This is a genomic window from Pseudomonas entomophila (assembly GCF_013523165.1).
GTDB classification, from domain to species: Bacteria; Pseudomonadota; Gammaproteobacteria; order Pseudomonadales; family Pseudomonadaceae; genus Aquipseudomonas; species Aquipseudomonas entomophila_A.
In genome coordinates this window covers 154011-172050 of sequence record NZ_JAAMQI010000006.1, presented here as the reverse complement: position 1 = coordinate 172050, position 18040 = coordinate 154011, and the positions used below count along the sequence as shown (strand labels likewise).

Annotated in this window: 17 protein-coding genes; 9 read left to right on the top strand and 8 right to left on the bottom strand. The window is 67.2% G+C overall.

Annotation, left to right across the window (positions count from 1 at the left end):
- Positions 1–2: 2 nt before the first annotated feature.
- The 8 genes from G7Z99_RS06900 (at position 3) to G7Z99_RS06865 (ending at position 8364) form a co-directional block, all read left to right on the top strand.
- Complete coding sequence (locus G7Z99_RS06900) at positions 3–803, top strand: carbon-nitrogen hydrolase family protein (protein ID WP_181092820.1); 801 nt, start codon at positions 3–5, stop codon at positions 801–803.
- Between the two features lie 37 nt (positions 804–840).
- Positions 841–3180 carry a pyrroloquinoline quinone biosynthesis protein PqqF gene (gene pqqF / locus G7Z99_RS06895; protein ID WP_181092819.1) on the top strand — a complete coding sequence of 780 codons (2340 nt, stop codon included), beginning with the start codon at positions 841–843 and terminating at the stop codon, positions 3178–3180.
- Between the two features lie 167 nt (positions 3181–3347).
- The gene (gene pqqA, locus G7Z99_RS06890) at positions 3348–3419 is read left to right on the top strand and encodes a pyrroloquinoline quinone precursor peptide PqqA (RefSeq protein ID WP_008365141.1); all 72 of its coding nucleotides are present in this window, start codon (positions 3348–3350) and stop codon (positions 3417–3419) included.
- 64 nt (positions 3420–3483) lie between these two features.
- Positions 3484–4395, top strand: coding sequence for a pyrroloquinoline quinone biosynthesis protein PqqB (pqqB, locus tag G7Z99_RS06885; RefSeq protein ID WP_181092818.1), 912 nt, complete (start codon positions 3484–3486; stop codon positions 4393–4395).
- Positions 4396–4403: 8 nt separating this feature from the next.
- A complete protein-coding gene (pqqC, locus tag G7Z99_RS06880; RefSeq protein ID WP_181092817.1) occupies positions 4404–5159 on the top strand; it encodes a pyrroloquinoline-quinone synthase PqqC in 756 nt (251 codons plus the stop codon).
- The gene (gene pqqD / locus G7Z99_RS06875) at positions 5156–5431 is read left to right on the top strand and encodes a pyrroloquinoline quinone biosynthesis peptide chaperone PqqD (protein WP_181092816.1); all 276 of its coding nucleotides are present in this window, start codon (positions 5156–5158) and stop codon (positions 5429–5431) included. The genes pqqC and pqqD overlap by 4 nt, the downstream gene beginning before the upstream one ends.
- Complete coding sequence (pqqE, locus tag G7Z99_RS06870) at positions 5403–6563, top strand: pyrroloquinoline quinone biosynthesis protein PqqE (protein WP_181092815.1); 1161 nt, start codon at positions 5403–5405, stop codon at positions 6561–6563. Before pqqD ends, pqqE begins: the two co-directional genes overlap by 29 nt.
- Positions 6493–8364 carry a S9 family peptidase gene (locus G7Z99_RS06865; RefSeq protein WP_181092814.1) on the top strand — a complete coding sequence of 624 codons (1872 nt, stop codon included), beginning with the start codon at positions 6493–6495 and terminating at the stop codon, positions 8362–8364. Before pqqE ends, G7Z99_RS06865 begins: the two co-directional genes overlap by 71 nt.
- 39 nt (positions 8365–8403) lie before the next feature.
- On the opposite strand, the gene G7Z99_RS06860 is transcribed toward G7Z99_RS06865, so the two are convergent.
- Positions 8404–8562, bottom strand: coding sequence for a YqaE/Pmp3 family membrane protein (locus G7Z99_RS06860; protein WP_181092813.1), 159 nt, complete (start codon positions 8560–8562; stop codon positions 8404–8406).
- Positions 8563–8708: 146 nt separating this feature from the next.
- The gene (locus tag G7Z99_RS06855) at positions 8709–9968 is read right to left on the bottom strand and encodes an aspartate aminotransferase family protein (RefSeq protein ID WP_181092812.1); all 1260 of its coding nucleotides are present in this window, start codon (positions 9966–9968) and stop codon (positions 8709–8711) included.
- 221 nt (positions 9969–10189) lie between these two features.
- Between G7Z99_RS06855 and G7Z99_RS06850 the strand changes: the two genes are divergently transcribed.
- The gene (locus G7Z99_RS06850) at positions 10190–11101 is read left to right on the top strand and encodes a LysR family transcriptional regulator (RefSeq protein WP_181092811.1); all 912 of its coding nucleotides are present in this window, start codon (positions 10190–10192) and stop codon (positions 11099–11101) included.
- Positions 11102–11360: 259 nt separating this feature from the next.
- On the opposite strand, the gene G7Z99_RS06845 is transcribed toward G7Z99_RS06850, so the two are convergent.
- The 6 genes from G7Z99_RS06845 to G7Z99_RS06820 all read right to left on the bottom strand — a co-directional run bounded on the left by G7Z99_RS06845 (position 11361) and on the right by G7Z99_RS06820 (position 18028).
- Positions 11361–13139, bottom strand: a complete 1779-nt coding sequence (locus tag G7Z99_RS06845; protein ID WP_181092810.1) for an acyl-CoA dehydrogenase C-terminal domain-containing protein — start codon at positions 13137–13139, stop codon at positions 11361–11363.
- A 92-nt stretch (positions 13140–13231) separates the two neighbouring features.
- On the bottom strand, positions 13232–15037 hold the full coding sequence (locus tag G7Z99_RS06840; protein ID WP_181092809.1) for a phenylacyl-CoA dehydrogenase: 1806 nt from the start codon (positions 15035–15037) through the stop codon (positions 13232–13234).
- Between the two features lie 357 nt (positions 15038–15394).
- Positions 15395–15691: a pyrroloquinoline quinone biosynthesis protein PqqE gene (locus G7Z99_RS06835; protein WP_181092808.1), complete on the bottom strand. Its 297-nt coding sequence runs from the start codon at positions 15689–15691 to the stop codon at positions 15395–15397.
- A gap of 103 nt (positions 15692–15794) precedes the next feature.
- Entirely contained in the window at positions 15795–16478 is a 684-nt protein-coding gene (gene bioD / locus G7Z99_RS06830; RefSeq protein WP_181092807.1) for a dethiobiotin synthase, read from the bottom strand.
- A 1-nt stretch (position 16479) separates the two neighbouring features.
- On the bottom strand, positions 16480–17304 hold the full coding sequence (gene bioC / locus G7Z99_RS06825; protein ID WP_181092806.1) for a malonyl-ACP O-methyltransferase BioC: 825 nt from the start codon (positions 17302–17304) through the stop codon (positions 16480–16482).
- Positions 17297–18028, bottom strand: coding sequence for an alpha/beta fold hydrolase (locus tag G7Z99_RS06820; RefSeq protein WP_181092805.1), 732 nt, complete (start codon positions 18026–18028; stop codon positions 17297–17299). Before G7Z99_RS06820 ends, bioC begins: the two co-directional genes overlap by 8 nt.
- Positions 18029–18040: the final 12 nt, after the last annotated feature.

The window sequence follows — 18040 nt, the reverse complement described above, 5'->3', positions numbered from 1 at the left end:
CGATGCGCATCGCCCTGTTCCAAGGCCACCCTGGCCCCCATGACGTCGCCGGCAACCTCGAGCGCCTGCGCCAGCAGGCCGAGCAGGCTGCCGCCCATGGCGCGCGCCTGCTGGTGTGCCCGGAGATGTTCCTGACCGGTTACGACATCGGCCGCGACGCCGTGGCCCGGCTGGCCGAACCCGTCGACGGCGAGTCGGCCCAGGCCGTGGCCGCGATCGCGCGGCAACAGGGCCTGGCGATCGCCTATGGCTATCCCGAGCAGGGCGAGGACGGCGCGTGCTACAACAGCGTGCAACTGATCGACGCCCAGGGCCTGCACCTGTGCAACTACCGCAAGACGCACTTGTTCGGCGCGCTGGACCGCAGCCTGTTCAGCCCTGGCGCCGATCATTTCCCGGTGGTCGAGCTGGAAGGCTGGAGGCTCGGGCTGCTGATCTGCTATGACGTCGAGTTCCCGGAGAACACCCGGCGCCTGGCGCTGGCCGGGGCCGAGCTGATCGTGGTGCCGACCGCCAACATGGTGCCCTACGACTTCGTCTGCCAGTTCACCGTGCGCGTACGGGCCCAGGAAAACCAGTGCTACCTGGTCTACGCCAACTACTGTGGCGCCGAAGGGACACTGGTCTACTGCGGCCAGAGCAGCATCGTCGCGCCGGATGGCAGCCTGCTGGCCATGGCCGGGCAGGAGGCAGGCCTGTTGCTGGCGGACCTGGATCGCGAGCGCCTGGCCGCGAGCCGCGCCGACTTTCCCTACCTGAGCGATGTGCGCCACGACCTGCACAGGCCTGCGCCTCCCACCTGATATCCGCTAGCATGGGGCTCGTTTCACGGGAGCCACCATGCCTGATCTCACTCGCCACCTGGTGCTGGACAACGGCCTGCACCTGACCGTGCGCCATGCGCCGCACCTGAAACGCAGCGCAGCGGCCGTGCGCGTCCAGGCCGGCAGCCACGACGCGCCAGCGGCCTGGCCAGGGTTGGCACACTTTCTCGAGCACTTGCTGTTCCTCGGCACCGCACGGTTTCCGCTCGAAGATGGGTTGATGCGGCACGTGCAGCGGCAGGGGGGGCAGGTCAACGCCAGCACCCGCGAGCGCACCACCGACTTCTTCTTCGAGGTGCCGCCCTCGGCCTTGGCGGGCAGCCTGGAGCGCTTGTGCCAGATGCTCGCCGAGCCGGACCTGAGCCTGGACAGGCAGCGCCGCGAGCGCGAGGTGATCCACGCCGAATTCATCGCCTGGTCGCGGGATGCGCAGGCGCAGCAGGCTTTCGCGCGTCTGCAACGGTTCTCGCCACGGCATCCGCTGAGCGGGTTCCATGCCGGCAACCGCTACACGTTGCCGATCCACGACCCTGCGTTCCAGCAGGCGTTGCACGGGTTTCACCAGCGCTTCTATCAAGGTGCACACGTCACCTTGAGCCTGTGCGGGCCACAGCCGCTGGAGGCGCTGCTGGCCGTGGGCGATACCTTCGGCCGGCTGCTGCGCGCCGGCACCCCGGTGCCCCGTCGGGCGCCGCCGCCGCTGCTCGGTGCGCCTCTCGCTCCCCGTCAGGACGGCACGCACCTGGACCTGCTGTTCGCCCACGAAGCCCTGCCCGAGGGTAACGAGGCGGCGCTGGAGGCCCTGCTGAGCTGGCTGAACGATGACCGGGAAGGCACCTGGCGAGGCCTGCTCGAGCGACGTGGCTGGGTACGTGAGGTGAGTACCGAGGTCTTGTACAGCCATGCTGGCCAAGCGTCATGGCGCTTGCAGCTGCACCTCGAAGACCCGGCGCATGCCGTGCAGGTGCAACGACTGCTGCAGGGCTGGCTGGGCTTTCTCGCCACCCATGACCTGACACCCCTGTACGACGCATTCGGGCGCGTACAACAGGCCCAGGGTGAGCGCGCGAGCGCGCTCGACCTGGCGCGCCGCAACAGCACGGGACGCGCCTTTGGACCCTTGGATGCACCGGCTCGACACGCCTTGGGCGTGCTGCTCGACCAATTACCCACCGCCGAACAGGGCGCCTGGCATCTGCCCGCGCCCGATCCCTGGCTCGGCCCTGCCCTGCCGGCGCTGGCGCACCAGCCGTTACCGCGACAGATGGCCGTCAGCGACGCCCTGTCCACCCCGTACGGCCTGGCCGTCGTCTACCTGCGCTGGCAATTCGCCCAGCCGCTCCAGGCCCGCGCGTTCGCCCACCTCGCCCGTCGCCTCAACGCCCTGCAGGCACGCGCCCGTCGGGCTGCGATCACCCTGCACGCAGACGATCTGGGCACTGACTGGCAACTGCGCTGCACGGGTCGACCGGCGGCCCTGCTCCATGCGCTGCCAGACGTCCTCGCCGCGCTTCAGGCGCCCCTGGCCGACGACGCATGCGATACACCCGACCTTGAACCGCCCCTGATGCCGATCCGGGCCCTGCTCAAGCACTTGCCCGCGTGCCTGGCCCGCGACGCAGTACCCGAACCGCGCGGCGACGAACGGCCTGGGCAGGCTGTGCTCGACAGGTGCTGGCAAGAGACCCACTGGCATGGCATGGCCCTGGGGTTCGGCCCGCACGCTTTGGCGACACTGGGCGCGATCCTGCAGCCGCTGCCAGGGCAGGCCGCACGAATCGCCCCGCTTCCTGCTCACGCCAGCGCACGTTGGCACACCGTCGCGACGGCCAGCCGCGAGCATGCCTTGCTGCTGTTCTGCCCCGTGCCTGCAACATGTGAAGCGGAAGGCCGCCTGCTCGCCCAGGCGTTGCAAGGCCCGTTCTACCAGCGTCTGCGCGTGGAGCTGCAATTGGGCTATGCGGTCTTCAGCGGATTCCGCACGGTCGAAGGCCGACACGGCTTGCTGTTCGGCGTGCAGTCGCCCGGCACCGACCCGCACTGCCTGCTGGCCCATGTGCGGGAGGTGCTGGACGCCGACGTACCGCTGACCCCGGCACTGCGGCAGGCACTGCTCGATCAGCTCGCGCCGTCGACCCTGGACGATCAGGAAGCAGCGGCCTGGTACTGGCAGGCGCATCTGGCCAGTCGCGCAACGCACCTGGACGACCTTCGCCGACGGCTCGCCGAGGCGACCCAGGCAGACCTGGACCGCATACTGTCCGGCCTGCGCCGTGCCGATTCAGGCTGGCAATGCCTGGCCAATGGTCCGGCCCCCTCGGATGAATCGGCCTGGGGATCGCACTCGGTTCATTAGCACGCTATCATTCCACCCCCGAACCGGGCCGACCTGCCTCACGGCATGGCACGGCGATGCCTTCATAGCATCTTGTAATACGTAGGTGCCCGCCCAAGGGAACCTCGCCCCTGAAACGACGCCCAATACCTGGCATCCCCTGATTCCCATCCGGAAGGAGTTCTCCCATGTGGACCAAACCTGCTTACACCGACCTGCGCATCGGCTTCGAAGTGACCATGTACTTCGCCAGCCGTTGAAGCCTCACGCGTCAGGGCGCCTCGGCTTTGCCGGGGCGTTTTCATTTTTGGTCACGGAGTCCCCATGTACATCCAGATCCTAGGCTCCGCCGCAGGCGGCGGCTTCCCGCAGTGGAACTGCAACTGCGTCAACTGCAAGGGCTTTCGCGACGGCACGTTGCGCGCCAGCGCGCGCACCCAGTCGTCGATCGCGCTGTCCGACGACGGCGAGCACTGGATCCTCTGCAATGCCTCGCCAGACATCCGTGCGCAGCTTCAGGGCTTCGCGCCGATGCAACCTGGGCGGGCCCTGCGCGACACAGGCATCGACGCCATCGTGCTGCTCGACAGCCAGATCGACCACACCACCGGCCTGCTCAGCCTGCGCGAAGGCTGCCCGCACCAGGTCTGGTGTACCGACATGGTGCACCAGGACCTGAGCACGGGCTTTCCGCTGTTCACCATGCTCAGCCACTGGAATGGCGGGCTGCAGTGGAACCGCATCGAGCTGCAGGGCAGCTTCGTCATCCCGGCTTGCCCGAACCTGCGCTTCACGCCCTTCCCGCTGCGCAGCGCCGCGCCGCCCTATTCGCCGCACCGCTTCGACCCGCACCCTGGTGACAACCTCGGCCTGCTGGTCGAGGACCTGCGCACCGGCGGCACGCTGTTCTACGCGCCGGGCCTGGGCCAGGTCGATGACGCGCTGCTGAAGAAGATGCAGGCCGCCGATTGCCTGCTGGTCGACGGCACGCTGTGGGAGGATGATGAGATGCAACGCCGTGGCGTCGGCACCCGCACCGGCCGCGAGATGGGTCACCTGGCCCAGAACGGTCCGGGCGGCATGCTCGAGGTGCTCGACGGTTTCGAGCGCCAGCGCAAGGTGCTGATCCACATCAACAACACCAACCCGATCCTCGACGAAGCGTCGCCGGAGCGGGCCGAAGTCCAGCGTCGGGGCGTCGAAGTCGCCTACGACGGCATGAGCATCGAGCTGTAGGAGGCCCCATGAGCGACGCCGAACCGATGTCCCCTGCCGAGTTCGAGCAGGCCTTGCGCGCCAAGGGCGACTTCTACCACATCCATCACCCCTACCACGTGGCGATGTACGAAGGCCGCGCCAGCCGCGAGCAGATCCAGGGCTGGGTGGCCAACCGGTTCTATTACCAGGTGAATATCCCGCTCAAGGACGCCGCGATCCTGGCCAACTGCCCGGACCGCGAGGTCCGTCGCGAGTGGATCCAGCGCCTGCTCGACCATGACGGCGCGCCCGGCGAAGACGGCGGTATCGAAGCCTGGCTGCGCCTCGGCCAGGCCGTGGGCCTGGACCCGGACCAGCTGCGCTCTCAGGAACTGGTGCTGCCCGGCGTGCGCTTCGCCGTGGACGCCTACGTCAATTTCGCCCGCCGCGCGAGCTGGCAGGAGGCGGCCAGCAGTTCGCTGACCGAGCTGTTCGCCCCGCAGATCCACCAGTCGCGCCTGGACAGCTGGCCGCAGCATTACCCGTGGATCGACCCGGCCGGCTACGCCTACTTCCGCACGCGCCTGGGCCAGGCCCGCCGCGATGTCGAGCATGGCCTGTCGATCACCTTGCAGCACTACACCACGCGTGAGAGCCAGATGCGCATGCTGGAGATCCTGCAATTCAAGCTGGACATCCTCTGGAGCATGCTCGATGCCATGAGCATGGCCTACGAGCTGGACCGTCCGCCCTACCACAGCGTCACCCGCGAACGGGTCTGGCACAAGGGGATCACCTTATGAGTTTCGACCGTCAACGGGTGCCACGCTGGCGTCCCGGCTACCGGTTCCAGTACGAGCCGGCGCAGCAAGGCCATGTGCTGCTCTACCCTGAAGGCATGATCAAGCTCAATGAAAGCGCCGCGTTGATCGGTGGGCTGATCGACGGCCAGCGCTCGGTGGATTCGATCATCGCGACGCTGGCCGAGCAGTTCGCCGACGTGCCCGAACTCGCCGACGACATCGAACAGTTCATGGAGGTGGCCCATGCCGAACACTGGATCGTCTACGCCTGAACTGCCGGCCGCACCGCCGGTGGGCCTGCCGCTGTGGCTGCTGGCCGAGCTGACCTACCGTTGCCCGCTGCAATGCCCGTACTGCTCCAACCCGCTGGACTTCGCCCAGCAAGGCCAGGAGCTGAGCACCGAGCAATGGTTCCGGGTCATGGCCGAAGCCCGCGCGCTGGGCGCAGCGCAGCTGGGCTTCTCCGGTGGCGAGCCGCTGGTGCGCCAGGACCTGGCCGAGCTGATCGGCGAGGCCCGCCGGCTGGGCTACTACACCAACCTGATCACCTCGGGGATCGGCCTGACCGAGCGCAAGATCGCCAGCTTCCGCGACGCCGGGCTCGACCATATCCAGATCAGCTTCCAGGCCAGCGACGAGACGGTCAACAACCTGCTGGCCGGCTCGCGCAAGGCGTTCGCCCAGAAGCTGGAAATGGCCCGTGCGGTGAAGGCCCACGGCTACCCGATGGTGCTCAATTTCGTCACCCACCGGCACAACATCGACCGGATCGACCGGATCATCGAGCTGTGCATCGCCCTGGAGGCGGACTTCGTCGAGCTGGCCACCTGTCAGTTCTACGGCTGGGCACACCTCAACCGTCTCGGGCTGCTGCCGACCCGCGAGCAGCTGGAACGTGCCGAGCGCATCACCAACGAGTACCGTGAGCGGCTCAAGGCCGCAGGCAGCCCCTGCAAGCTGATCTTCGTCACCCCGGACTACTACGAGGAACGCCCCAAGGCCTGCATGAACGGCTGGGGCAGCCTGTTCCTCACGATCACGCCCGATGGCACGGCCCTGCCCTGCCACGGCGCCCGTCAGTTGCCGGTGCAGTTCCCCAACGTGCGCGACCACGACCTGCGGCACATCTGGTACGAGTCCTTCGGCTTCAACCGCTTCCGTGGCTATGAGTGGATGCCCGAGCCGTGCCGCTCCTGCGACGAGAAGGAAAAAGACTTCGGCGGTTGCCGCTGCCAGGCCTTCATGCTCACCGGCGACGCCAGCAACGCCGACCCGGTGTGCGCCAAGTCGGCCGACCACGGCATCATTCTCAAGGCGCGAGAGGAGGCAGAGCATGCCCAACTGGCCATCGAACAACTCACCTTCCGCAACGACCGCAACTCACGGGTCATCGCCCGTGGCTGAACGCTTCAGCGCTGCCCAGGCAGTGGCGGCCGGGACCGACTTCGCCGACCTCAAGGTGGGTCCGGCCGGCGTGTTCTGGAACGAATTTCGCCCTGCCGACGGCGCCTGCCGGCTCTGGCACTGGCGCGACGGCCAGGCAGTGCGCCTGACGCCCGACGGGTTCAGCGTGCGCAGTCGCGTCTACGAGTACGGCGGAGGCAGTTTCAGCGTGGGCGAGACGCACCTGTACTTCGTCAACGAGGCCGATCAGCAGGTCTACGCACAGCCCGTGGACGGTGGCACGCCCCAGGCGCTGACCGCGTCCGACGATCGCCGCTACGGCGACCTGCAGGCGCATGGCCGCCAGGTGCTGGCGGTCGAGGAAACCCAGGGCGCATCCGTCGAGCACCGTCTGGTCGCCTTCGACGCCCAAGGGCGCCAGGTGCTGGCCGAAGGGGCGGACTTCTATGCGGCGCCCACCCTGAGCGACGACGGCCAGCGCCTGGCCTGGATCGAATGGGACCGCCCTGCCCAGCCCTGGACCGCCACGCGACTGATGACCCGACGCCAGGTACAGGACGGTGCCTGGGGCCCGCCCGTGTGCATCGCCGGGGCCGACGGCACGGCCACCTCATTGCAGCAACCGCGCTTCGACGCTCAAGGCCGGCTGTACGCCTTGTCCGATCTTGCGGGCTACTGGCAGCCCTGGGGTGAACGCGACGGCCAGTGGCAAGCCCTGCCGGCCACCGCGGCCGACCACGCCGCCGCGCCCTGGCAACTGGGCGCCAGCACCTGGTTGCCCCTGGGCCCCGATACCTACGTGGCCAGCTGGTTCGAGGACGGCTTCGGCGTGCTCGGCCAATGTGGCATCGACCCGGCCTGTCAACGCCTGGCGACCGACTACAGTCGCTTTCGCAGCCTGGCGCTGAGCGACACGCACCTGTACGCCATCGCCGCCTCGCCGACACGCCCCGCTGGCGTCATCGCCCTCGATCGCGGCACGGGTGACATCGAGGTCCTGAGCGGCGGCATCGCGCCGTTGCCCGATGCAGACATCGCCCGCCCACGGCCGCTGCGCTACGCCAGCGGCGATGCCCAGGCTCACGGGTTCTTCTACCCCGCCCATGGCGTACCAAGCCCTTCGCCCCTGGTGGTGTTCATCCACGGCGGACCGACCTCGGCGTGCTATCCGGTCTTCGACCCGCGCATCCAGTACTGGACGCAGCGCGGCTTCGCGGTCGCCGACCTGAACTACCGAGGGAGCACGGGTTACGGCCGCGCCTATCGCCAGGCGCTGCACCTGCGCTGGGGTGAGGCCGACGTGGAGGACGCCTGCGCCGTGGTGACGCACCTGGCCAGCCAGGGGCTGATCGATCCGGCCCAGGCGTTCATCCGCGGTGGCAGTGCCGGTGGCTACACCACGCTCTGCGCCCTGGCGTTTCACGACGTGTTCCGGGCCGGCGCCAGCCTGTATGGCGTCAGCGATCCGGTGGCGCTCGCCCGCGCCACCCACAAGTTCGAAGCGGATTACCTGGACTGGCTGATCGGCGACCCGGATCAGGATGCCGAGCGCTACGCGCAACGCACGCCGCTACGGCATGCCGCACGCATCACGGTGCCGGTCATTTTCTTCCAGGGAGAGCAGGATGCGGTGGTGGTGCCCGAGCAGACGCGAAGCATGCTGGCGGCGCTGAAGGCCAATGGCGTGCAGGCCGAAGGGCATTTCTATGCCGGGGAGCGTCACGGCTTTCGTCAGGCGGACAACCTGGCACATGCGTTGGAGCAGGAGTGGGCGTTCTATTGCACGGTCCTGGGCCGCTGAAACCAGGCCCGAGCCGGGTCGCCGGCTCGGGCTGTGCGGTCAGCGCTTGGCGATGATGTACACCGCGTGGATGATGCCGGGGATGTAACCCAGCAGCGTCAGCAGGATGTTCAGCCAGAACGCGCCGCCGAAACCGACCTGCAGGAAGACGCCTACGGGTGGAAGAATGATGGCGATCAGAATGCGGATCAGGTCCATGTCGTAGCTCCTCGATTGGTTAACTCAACAGACTGTCGCTTTCAAACAGAGGTTCAAGCCAACCTCTTGCGCACAAAAAAACGCCCCGGGCCAAAGGAAGGGCCAGGGGCGATGCGCAAGCACGCAGACGGTTCGGTGGACGTTCGTCAGGCAGAAGCCCGACGCGCGTCGGATGAATGGGCACGGGTCATGGTGAACGCCCGCGCCAGGCGTTTGAGCATTTCATCGATGTTGCCCTTGCTGACGGTCAGCGCTGGCGTGAGGCGCAGCACATCGGCGCGAGGGGCCATGAGCAGCAGACCTTCCAGCCTGGCGGCGTCGACCAGGGCGCGTGCGCAGGTGCCGCGCAGCTGCAGGCCCCAGAGCAGGCCCTGGCCGCGCACCTCGCCCTGGCCGAAGCGCGCCGCGAGCCGGCTCAGGCCATCGCGCAGGTGACGCCCGGCGTCCTCGACGTGTTCGAGAAAGCCCGGCGCCAGTACCGTCTCGAGTACCGCCAGGCCCGCAGCGCTCATCAACACGTTGCCATGGTGACTGCCACCCAGCTCGCCAGGCGTCGCACAGCAGGCCGTGCCCCGCGCCAGCAGCGCGGCCAGGGGCACGCCACCACCCAGCCCCTTGCCCATGGCCACCAGGTCGGCGCGCACGCCATGACGCTGCTCGGCCAGCAAGGTGCCGCAGCGGCCCATGCCAGTCTGCACCTCGTCGAGGATCAACAGGATGCCCAGCTCGCGGCACAGGGTCTCGGCGCCCTTGAGGTACTCGCGTGAAGCCGGGATCACGCCCGCTTCGCCCTGGATCGGCTCGAGCAGGAGGGCGACGGTGTTCGAGTCCACGGCTGCGTGCAGAGCGGCCAGGTCATTGAAGGGAACATGGCTGAATCCTGGTGCGCTGGCCCCGTCGCGGGAGATCGACAGCGCGCCCAGGCTTCGCCCATGGCACCCCCGGTGGGCGACGATGACATGGTCGGCACCGTGCCGATGGCGCCGGCCCCACGAACGCGCCAGCCTGACGGCCGCCTCGCAGGCCTCGCTGCCACTGTTGAGCAGGTAGGCCTGATCGCTGCCGGTGCTCTGGCACAGACGCCGCGCCAGCGTGAGCAGGCCTGGCCCCTGGAACCCGGTGCCGGGATTGATCAGGGCGTGCGCCTGCTCGGCCAGGGCCTTGGTCAGCACGTCCGGGCTGTGCCCCAGGCTGTTCACCGCACCGCCCTGGTGAAAGTCCAGGTAGGCATGCCCCTGGTCATCCCACAGCCACGACCCCTGCCCGCGCACGAACACCTGCTCGGCCTGATGGGCGGTGGGCATGAGAAAACGGCGCGAGGCCTGGGGCATCAAGGGTTCGAAACAAGGCACAGACAGCGGCACGTCGGCGGCAGATGCCGTACGGCGCAAGTTGAACAGGTTCATCGAGGCTCCAGCCGATCACGGTCAAGGCTGCCAGGGCTCGGTCATGCGCCGAACGGTACACCGCTGAAGTGGGTGTTTTGCCTGGCCTATCCAAACGTCATTCGCACCCATGGCGTGCGAGCCCGCAAAAGACCTGCCAAGCGCCATGACGCGGCGTAGACTAGGCCGCTCAACGGCCACGGGCCATTTGGTTTTTCGAGCTTTTCCGATAAGTAGCGCTTATGGATTTCCGCCAACTGCGATATTTCGTCGCGGTCTATGAAGAAGGCCACGTCGGCCGCGCCGCCGAGCGCCTGTCGCTGTCCCAGCCAGCCCTGTCGCAACAGATCCGTCAGCTCGAACAGGCGCTCGAAGTCAGCCTGTTCGAGCGCAGCAACAGGCGGCTGTTGCCCACGCTGGCCGCGCACACGTTGTACAACCACGCCTTGCCGCTGCTCGACGGCCTGCGCCAGGCTCGCGATGCCATGCGTGGCTTCAAGGGCCAGGCACTGCGCACGCTGGCCATCGGCGTCCTGCAGACCGTGCGGCCCAGCCTGGTCCCACGCCTGCTGGAGCGCGTGCGCAAGGCCCAGCCGCACCTGATCGTGCAGCTTTACGAACTGTCGGGCCTGGACATCGAGCGGCGTCTGCTCAACGGCAGCCTGGACATCGGCATCAGCTACCTGGCGCCACGCCAGCCGGGGCTGCATGGGTTGCCGCTGTACGAGGACGAATTGCAACTGGTGATTCCGCACGATCACCCGCTGAAGGACTTCAAGAAGGTCTCGCTCAGTCAGGCGGCAGAGTTGCCGATGCTGATGCTGGGGGAAGAATTCCAGATCCGCCAGATCTGGAAGACCGAACTGGCCAATCTGGGCCGGCGCCCGCACGTGCAAGCGGAGATGAACAACATGAGCGGCATCCTGGACAGCCTGGCATACACCTCACTGGTGACCATCCTGCCGGGACGTGCCAAGGAGGCGGCCGAAGACGATCAGGCCCTGTTGTGGAAGCCCTTGAGCGAGCCACGGGTGCCGCTTCAGGTCGGCCTGGTGTTTCGCGATGCGCAACGTCAGCAGGCGGCGGTCGAACTGCTCAGAACGCTGCTCGAGGAAGAGACGGCAGCGGGCGTGCATCTCGAGGGGTCACCGTAGCGGGCACACAAAAAAGGAAACCCCGCCGAGGCGGGGTATTCCAGACTGTTTCCCTGACATCCGTTTCGGCGATTTCCGTATCGTCCCGCCCTCTTGGCGGTCATCCTGAGCAGATCCGTGTGCTGTCCTCTGCGCTCCCAGCGCGTCGTCCATGTGAGAAAGATTAACAGTGGATCCAATCCCCGGGAAGTGGAGAAAAGTCACCACGTCGTGTAAGAAAATGCTTACAAGTCTGTCTCGTTTCCAAAGACGCGCTGTTTCAGAACTGTTCGGGCCGTAAAAAGTTCAGGCTCGCACTGCCGGCCTTGACGCTGGCGATCAGCGAATGGACCCGTGGCAGCAGGCGTGCGAAGTAGAAACGGGCCGTGCCCAGCTTGCTCGCGTAGAACTCATCCTCGCTCGCGCCCGCCATCGCCGCTTGGGCCATGCGTGCCCAGAGGTAGGCGTAGGCGACGTACCCGAAGGTGTGCAGGTACTCGACCGAGGCGGCACCGATTTCCTCGGCATCGTGCTGGGCACGCTCGAGTACCCAGTCGGTCAGTGTGTCCAGCTGGTCCAGCGCTGCCTTCAACGGTTCGGTGAACTCGCTCAGCTGCGCACCAGCCTGGTCGGCGAACGCACGCACCTCATCGCTGAACAGCCGGTAGAACGCCCCGCCGTTGCCCGCCACCTTGCGGCCCATCAGGTCCAGGGCCTGGATGCCGTTGGTGCCTTCGTAGATCTGCGTGATACGCACATCCCGCACCAGCTGCTCCTGGCCCCATTCCCGGATGTAGCCATGGCCGCCGAACACCTGCTGGCCGTGCACGGTGCATTCCAGCCCCAGGTCGGTCAGGAAGGCCTTGGCCACCGGTGTCAGCAAGGCCACCAGGTCGGCGCTGCGCTGGCGCGTGGCAGGGTCGTCGCTGAACTTGGCGTTGTCCAGGTGCAGCGCCACGTACGTGGAGAAGGCCCGCCCGCCTTCGTTCAGGGCCTTCATGGTCAGCAGCATGCGCCGCACGTCGGGGTGCACGATGATCGGGTCGGCGGCTTTGTCCGGTGCCTGTGCGCCGCCCACGGCGCGCCCCTGGATACGCTCGCGGGCGTACTCGATGGCGTTCTGGTAGGACCGCTCGGCCGAGGCCAGGCCCTGAATGCCGACGCCCAGTCGCTCGTAGTTCATCATGGTGAACATGGCCGCCAGACCCTTGTTCGGCTCGCCCACCAGGTAGCCGACCGCGTCGTCGAAGTTCATCACGCAGGTGGCCGAGGCCTGGATGCCCATCTTGTGCTCGATGGAGCCGCAATGGACCGCGTTGCGCTCGCCCAGCCGGCCCTCCTCGTCGACGCTGAACTTGGGCACCAGGAACAGCGAGATGCCCTTGGCCCCGGCCGGCGCATCGGGCAGCTTGGCCAGCACCAGGTGGATGATGTTCTCGGTCAGGTCATGCTCGCCGCCGGTGATGAAGATCTTGGTCCCGGTCACGCGATAGCTGCCATCGGCCTGTGGCTGGGCCCGGGTGCGGATGAGGCCCAGGTCGGTCCCGGCGTGAGGTTCGGTCAGGCACATCGAACCGGCCCAGGTGCCGGCGTACAGGTTCGGCAGGTAGCGCTGCCTGAGCGCTTCGCTGGCATGGGCATGGATCGACAGGCAGGCACCGGCGGTCAGCATCGGGTACAGGCCGAACGACAGGCTGGCGGCGTTGACCATCTCCTCGACCTGCGCCGAAATGGCCTTGGGCATGCCCATGCCGCCATAGGCAGGGTCACCCCCGACACCGACCCAGCCCCCGTCGGCATAGGTGCGATAGGCGTCGATGAAGCCCGCTGGCGTGCTGACGTCGCCCGCTTGCCAGCGGCAGCCTTCCTCGTCGCCGGAGCGGCTCAACGGCGCGATGCGCTCGGCGGTCACCTTGCCGGCCTCCTCCAGCACGGCCATGGCCGTGTCGGCATCGATCAGCTCGCTCAGGGCCGGCATCTGCGCCCACAGCGTGGCGACGTCGAAGACTTCCTCGAGAACGAACCGCATGTCGCGCAGGGGCGCTTTGTAGTCAGCCATGGCAACCTCTCAGTGAACGAGCGAAGCGGCCCGCAGGCCGCCCTACAGAAGACGACGGGCCGCCTGATCGAGGCGACCCGTGAAAGGGAGGATCAGATGGCCAGGCCGAAGTGCTCTTCGTCCATGTCCATCAGGTTGCCGGCACCGGAGAGAATCGCCGCCACGTGCGCGCGGGTGCGGGGCAGCAGGCGCTGGTAGTAGAAGCGCGCGGTCTGCAGCTTGGCGGTGTAGAAGGCTTCTTCGGAAGTGCCTTCGGCCAGCTTCTCGGCGGCGACCCGGGCGATGTCGGCCCAGAAGTAGGCCAGGCAGGCGTAGCCGGAGTACATGAGGTAGTCCACCGACGCGGCGCCGACTTCCTCGCGGTCCTTCATCGCGGCCATGCCGATCTTCATGGTCAGCTCGCCCCACTCCTTGTTCAGCTGGGCCAGGGGCTCGACGAATTCCTTGACCGCCTCGTTGCCAGCCTGGGCCTGGCAGAACTTGTGCACGATCTTGGTGAAGCCCTTGAGCGCCTCGCCCTGGGTCATCAGCACCTTGCGACCGAGCAGGTCGAGGGCCTGGATACCGGTGGTGCCCTCGTAGAGCATGGCGATACGGCTGTCGCGCACGTTCTGTTCCATGCCCCACTCGGCGATGAAGCCGTGCCCGCCGAACACCTGCACACCGTGGTTGGCAGCCTCGAAGCCGACCTCGGTCATGAAGGCCTTGGCGATCGGGGTCATGAAGGCCAGCAGGGCGTCGGCCTTGGCACGCGCCTCTTCATCCTGGCTGTACTTGAGGATGTCCACCTGTTGCGCGGTGAAGTAGACCATCGCGCGGTTGCCTTCGGCGAACGCCTTCATGGTCAGCAGCATGCGGCGCACGTCAGGGTGCACGATGATCGGGTCGGCGGCCTTGTCCGGCGCCTTCGGGCCGCTCAGCGAGCGCATCTGCACACGCTCGCGGGCGTACTTCAGCGCACCCTGGAACGCCACTTCGGCATGGGCCAGCCCTTGCAGCGCCGTCCCCAGGCGCGCAGTGTTCATGAAGGTGAACATGCAGTTCAGGCCCTTGTTGGCCTGGCCGATCAGGTAGCCGGTGGCGGCGTCGAAGTTCATCACGCAGGTGGCGTTGCCGTGGATGCCCATCTTGTGTTCGATCGAGCCACAGGTCACGGCATTGCGCTCGCCCACGCCGCCGTCCGCGCTCGGCAGGAACTTGGGCACGATGAACAGCGAGATGCCCTTGGTGCCCGCCGGGGCATCCGGCAGACGGGCCAGCACGATGTGGACGATGTTCTCGGCCATGTCGTGCTCGCCGGCGGAAATGAAGATCTTGGTGCCCGACACCGTGTACGAGCCGTCGGCCTGTGGTTCGGCGCGGGTACGCAGCATGCCCAGGTCGGTGCCGCAGTGCGGTTCGGTCAGGCACATGGTGCCGGTCCATTCGCCGGTCACCAGCTTGCTCAGGTAGGCGTGCTGCTGCTCGGCGGTGCCGTGAGCCGACAAGGTGTTCATGGCGCCATGGGACAGGCCGGGGTACATGCCCCAGGACCAGTTCGCCTCGCCGACCATTTCGCTGATCGCCAGGCCCAGCGACTCGGGCAGCCCCTGGCCACCGTGCGCCACGTCATGGGCCAGGCTCGGCCAGCCGCCTTCGACGAACTGCTGGTAGGCCTGCTTGAAGCCGGTCGGCGTCTTCACGCCCTGCTCGCTCCAGGTACAGCCTTCCAGGTCGCCGACCCGGTTCAGCGGGGCCAGGACCTGCTCGCAGAACTTGGCGCCTTCCTCGAGGATCGCATCGACCATGTCCGGCGTGGCGTCCTCGCAGCCTGGCAAGCTCTGGTAATGCGCCTGATAGCCGAGCAGTTCGTCGCGGACGAAGCGGATATCGCGCAAGGGGGCTTTGTAATCAGGCATGGCGAGGAACCTCAACTGATGAATCCGAAGGGGGATGACCAGGGTGTGCATCACAGGGCTGTGACGATCTTTATTATGGTCAAACAGGTGTTTGAAACTTACGTTTAGCACCGCAGGTTGTCAAGGAGGGCAAGACAGGTCTTTTCTGCCGCTAAAAGTGTCGATCGTGCCATCAAGCATGACCGGTAAGTCAGATGATCAGGGCTGGGAGCCGCCTGTGCGCGGCAGCGTGCAAGCGCTGGAGGAAAAGGCATTGAAACCTGGATGCTTGTGCCGGTGCTCGCCGTCGACTGCACGCAAAACGGCGCTCCGAAGAGCGCCGTTTCGAGGGTGACGATGACGGTGAGTGGGTCGAGCTCAGGCCTGGATGTCGATGAGACGTCCCAGCATCTCGTCGGAAGCTTTTTCCGCCTTGAGACCGCCCTGGACCTGGTAGAGGCCCAGGTCGAGCTGGACGGTCTGGGTGGCCAGGTCCAGTTGCTGGCTACGGTCCACCGATCGCAGGCGTTCAGCCTGGTAATCGCTCGATTGGCTGGTGGCGGTGCGTTCGACGGCGGTATTGGCGATCTCGCCTGCCGTTTCGTCGATGCGCCGCTGCCCTGCCTGGATGGCGCCCAAGCCTGGCTGGTACGCCGAAGTGCCGCTGATGTTCATGGGAAGCTCCTGTCAGGGAGGTGACGGGTCATGCCATTAGAACAGCCTTGCCGTCCGGATATCCATGCCAAGCATAGCTGGCCCTGTGCCATCCGACCACCGGTCAGCCGCCCAGCAACGCCAGGTTCAGGTGCCCGGCCACGGCCTCGGCGCTGGCCTCACTCAACGGCGGCACCCGGCCCAGGCACGGCGCAGGCATGCGCTCGGCCAGGCTGGCCAGGTTGTCTTCCAGCCGCGCCGTGCGTGGCTCGATCACGTTGGCGACCCAGCCTGCCAGGGCCAAGCCGTCGCGCGCGATGGCTTCGGCGGTGAGCAGCGCATGGTTGATGCAGCCCAGGCGCACCCCGACCACCAGAATCACCGGCAGCTCGAGGGCGATCGCCAGGTCCGACAGGGCAGCATGCTCGGACAGTGGCACACGCCAGCCACCCGCCCCTTCGATCAAGGTGAAGTCGGCCTGCTGTTGCAACACCTGCTGCATGGCCGCTTGCAGCGCAGGCACGTGCAGCGCCACACCCGCTTCGCGCGCCGCGATGTGCGGGGCGATGGCCGGCTCGAAGGCGAAGGGGTTGAGCTGCGCATAGGGCAGCCTGAGGCTGCTCTGGGCGATGAGTGCCAGGGCGTCGGCGTTGCGCAAGCCGTCCGGGGTGACGGTGCAGCCGGAAGCGACCGGCTTGGCGCCCAGGGTGCTCAGCCCGGCTGCCTGCGCCGCATGCAGCAGCCCGGCGGCGACGGTGGTCTTGCCCACATCCGTGTCGGTGCCGGCGATGAAGTAGGCCTGGGTCATGTCATGCTCCTGGGTTCGAGGACTTGCGCAGCACGGCGTAGACCACCTGATAGGTCACCGGCAACCCTGCTGGCTCGCGCAGGCGCTCGTAGGCCTGCCGCAGCGCGGCGATACGTGCCCGGCCGGTCAGCCCCGAGGGCCGTCCGGGGTTGAGGTTGTGGGCCCCGAGGGCCTTGAGTTCGTGGGTCAGGCTGCGCAGGTCCGGGTAATGCAGCCCATGGGCGTGTCGCTGCACCTGAACGACCTCCAGGCCACTGTCGAGGCACTGGTGCTCATAGGCCTGGAAGTCCCGGAACCGATTGACGTGCACGTGTCCATCGACGGCCTGCCAGCTGGCGCGCAGCTCGGCCAGGGTGCCGACGCACAGGCTGCTGAAGGCCAGTACGCCGCCGGGCCGCAGGACCCGTGAAGCTTCGCCCAGGACACGATCCAGACGGGCGCACCACTGGATGGCCAGGCTGGAGAACACCAGGTCCACACTGGCATCGCGCAGCGGCAGGGATTCTGCGTCGCCGGCCACGTAGACTGCGGCGCTGTCATGGGCTCGGGCGTGGTGCAGCATGCCTTCGGCCAGGTCCAGGGCCAAGCCTTGGGCGTCGCCGAAGCGTACCTGCAGCGCGCGGCTGAAATGCCCCGTCCCGCAGCCCAGGTCGAGCCACCTCGACGGCACCCAGGACGTGGGCAGCGAGGCGAGCAGCCGTTCGCCGACGTCGCGCTGGAAGGCCGCGACGCTGTCGTAGGTCGGCGCGGCGCGGGAAAACGAAGCGGCCACCTGGCGCTTGTCCGGAAGACAGGTCGCCAATGGCGGCTGGGAAAGGTCAGTCATCGCCACTCTCGTGCAGGAAATGCTTGATGCTGGTCGCCAGGGCGTCTGGCCAGTCGAGGACGAACGCGTGGCCACATCCGTCCATCAGCCCGACCTCGACGTCCGGCAGGACATCGTTCAACGCCTTGGCGGCCTCGGCCGGTACCAACGCATCGGCGCCAGCGAACAGATGCAGCTGCGGCCCGTTGTAGGCGTCGAGCGCAGGCCGGGTGTCCAGTTGGCGCAACACCTCCAGGCCGTTGGCCAGGTACAGCGGGTCGATGTCGGGTAGCCCGATCTCCAGTTGCCGGGACACGCGGCGTACCTCGCTCGACCCCTGGCTGCACAGTCCACGGAACCGCCTGAGCGTGACCTGGGTGTGGCTGCGACAACCGTCGAGGAAGGTGTCGAAGGTGTCGGGCGCCATGCCATGGGCCCAATCAGCCCGCCGGACGAAGCTCGGGTTGCTGGCCAAGGTGATCAGGCCGCAGCAGTGATCGCCGCGGCGGCTGGCCAGCTGACTGGCCAGCATGCCGCCCAGCGACCAGCCACCCAGCCAGGTGTCGGTAGGCAAGGTACGGTCGAGCCGTTCGACCCAGGCATGCGGGTCGGCGTCCGGCAGCTCCGGGAGCGCCATCAGGTCCACCTGCAGACGAGGGTCTTGGGCGCGCAGGCTGGCGGCCAGCGGCTGCAAGGGCGCGATGCCCAGCCCCCAGCCCGCCAGAAGGATCAGTCGATTTCGCATTGGCGCACCCCC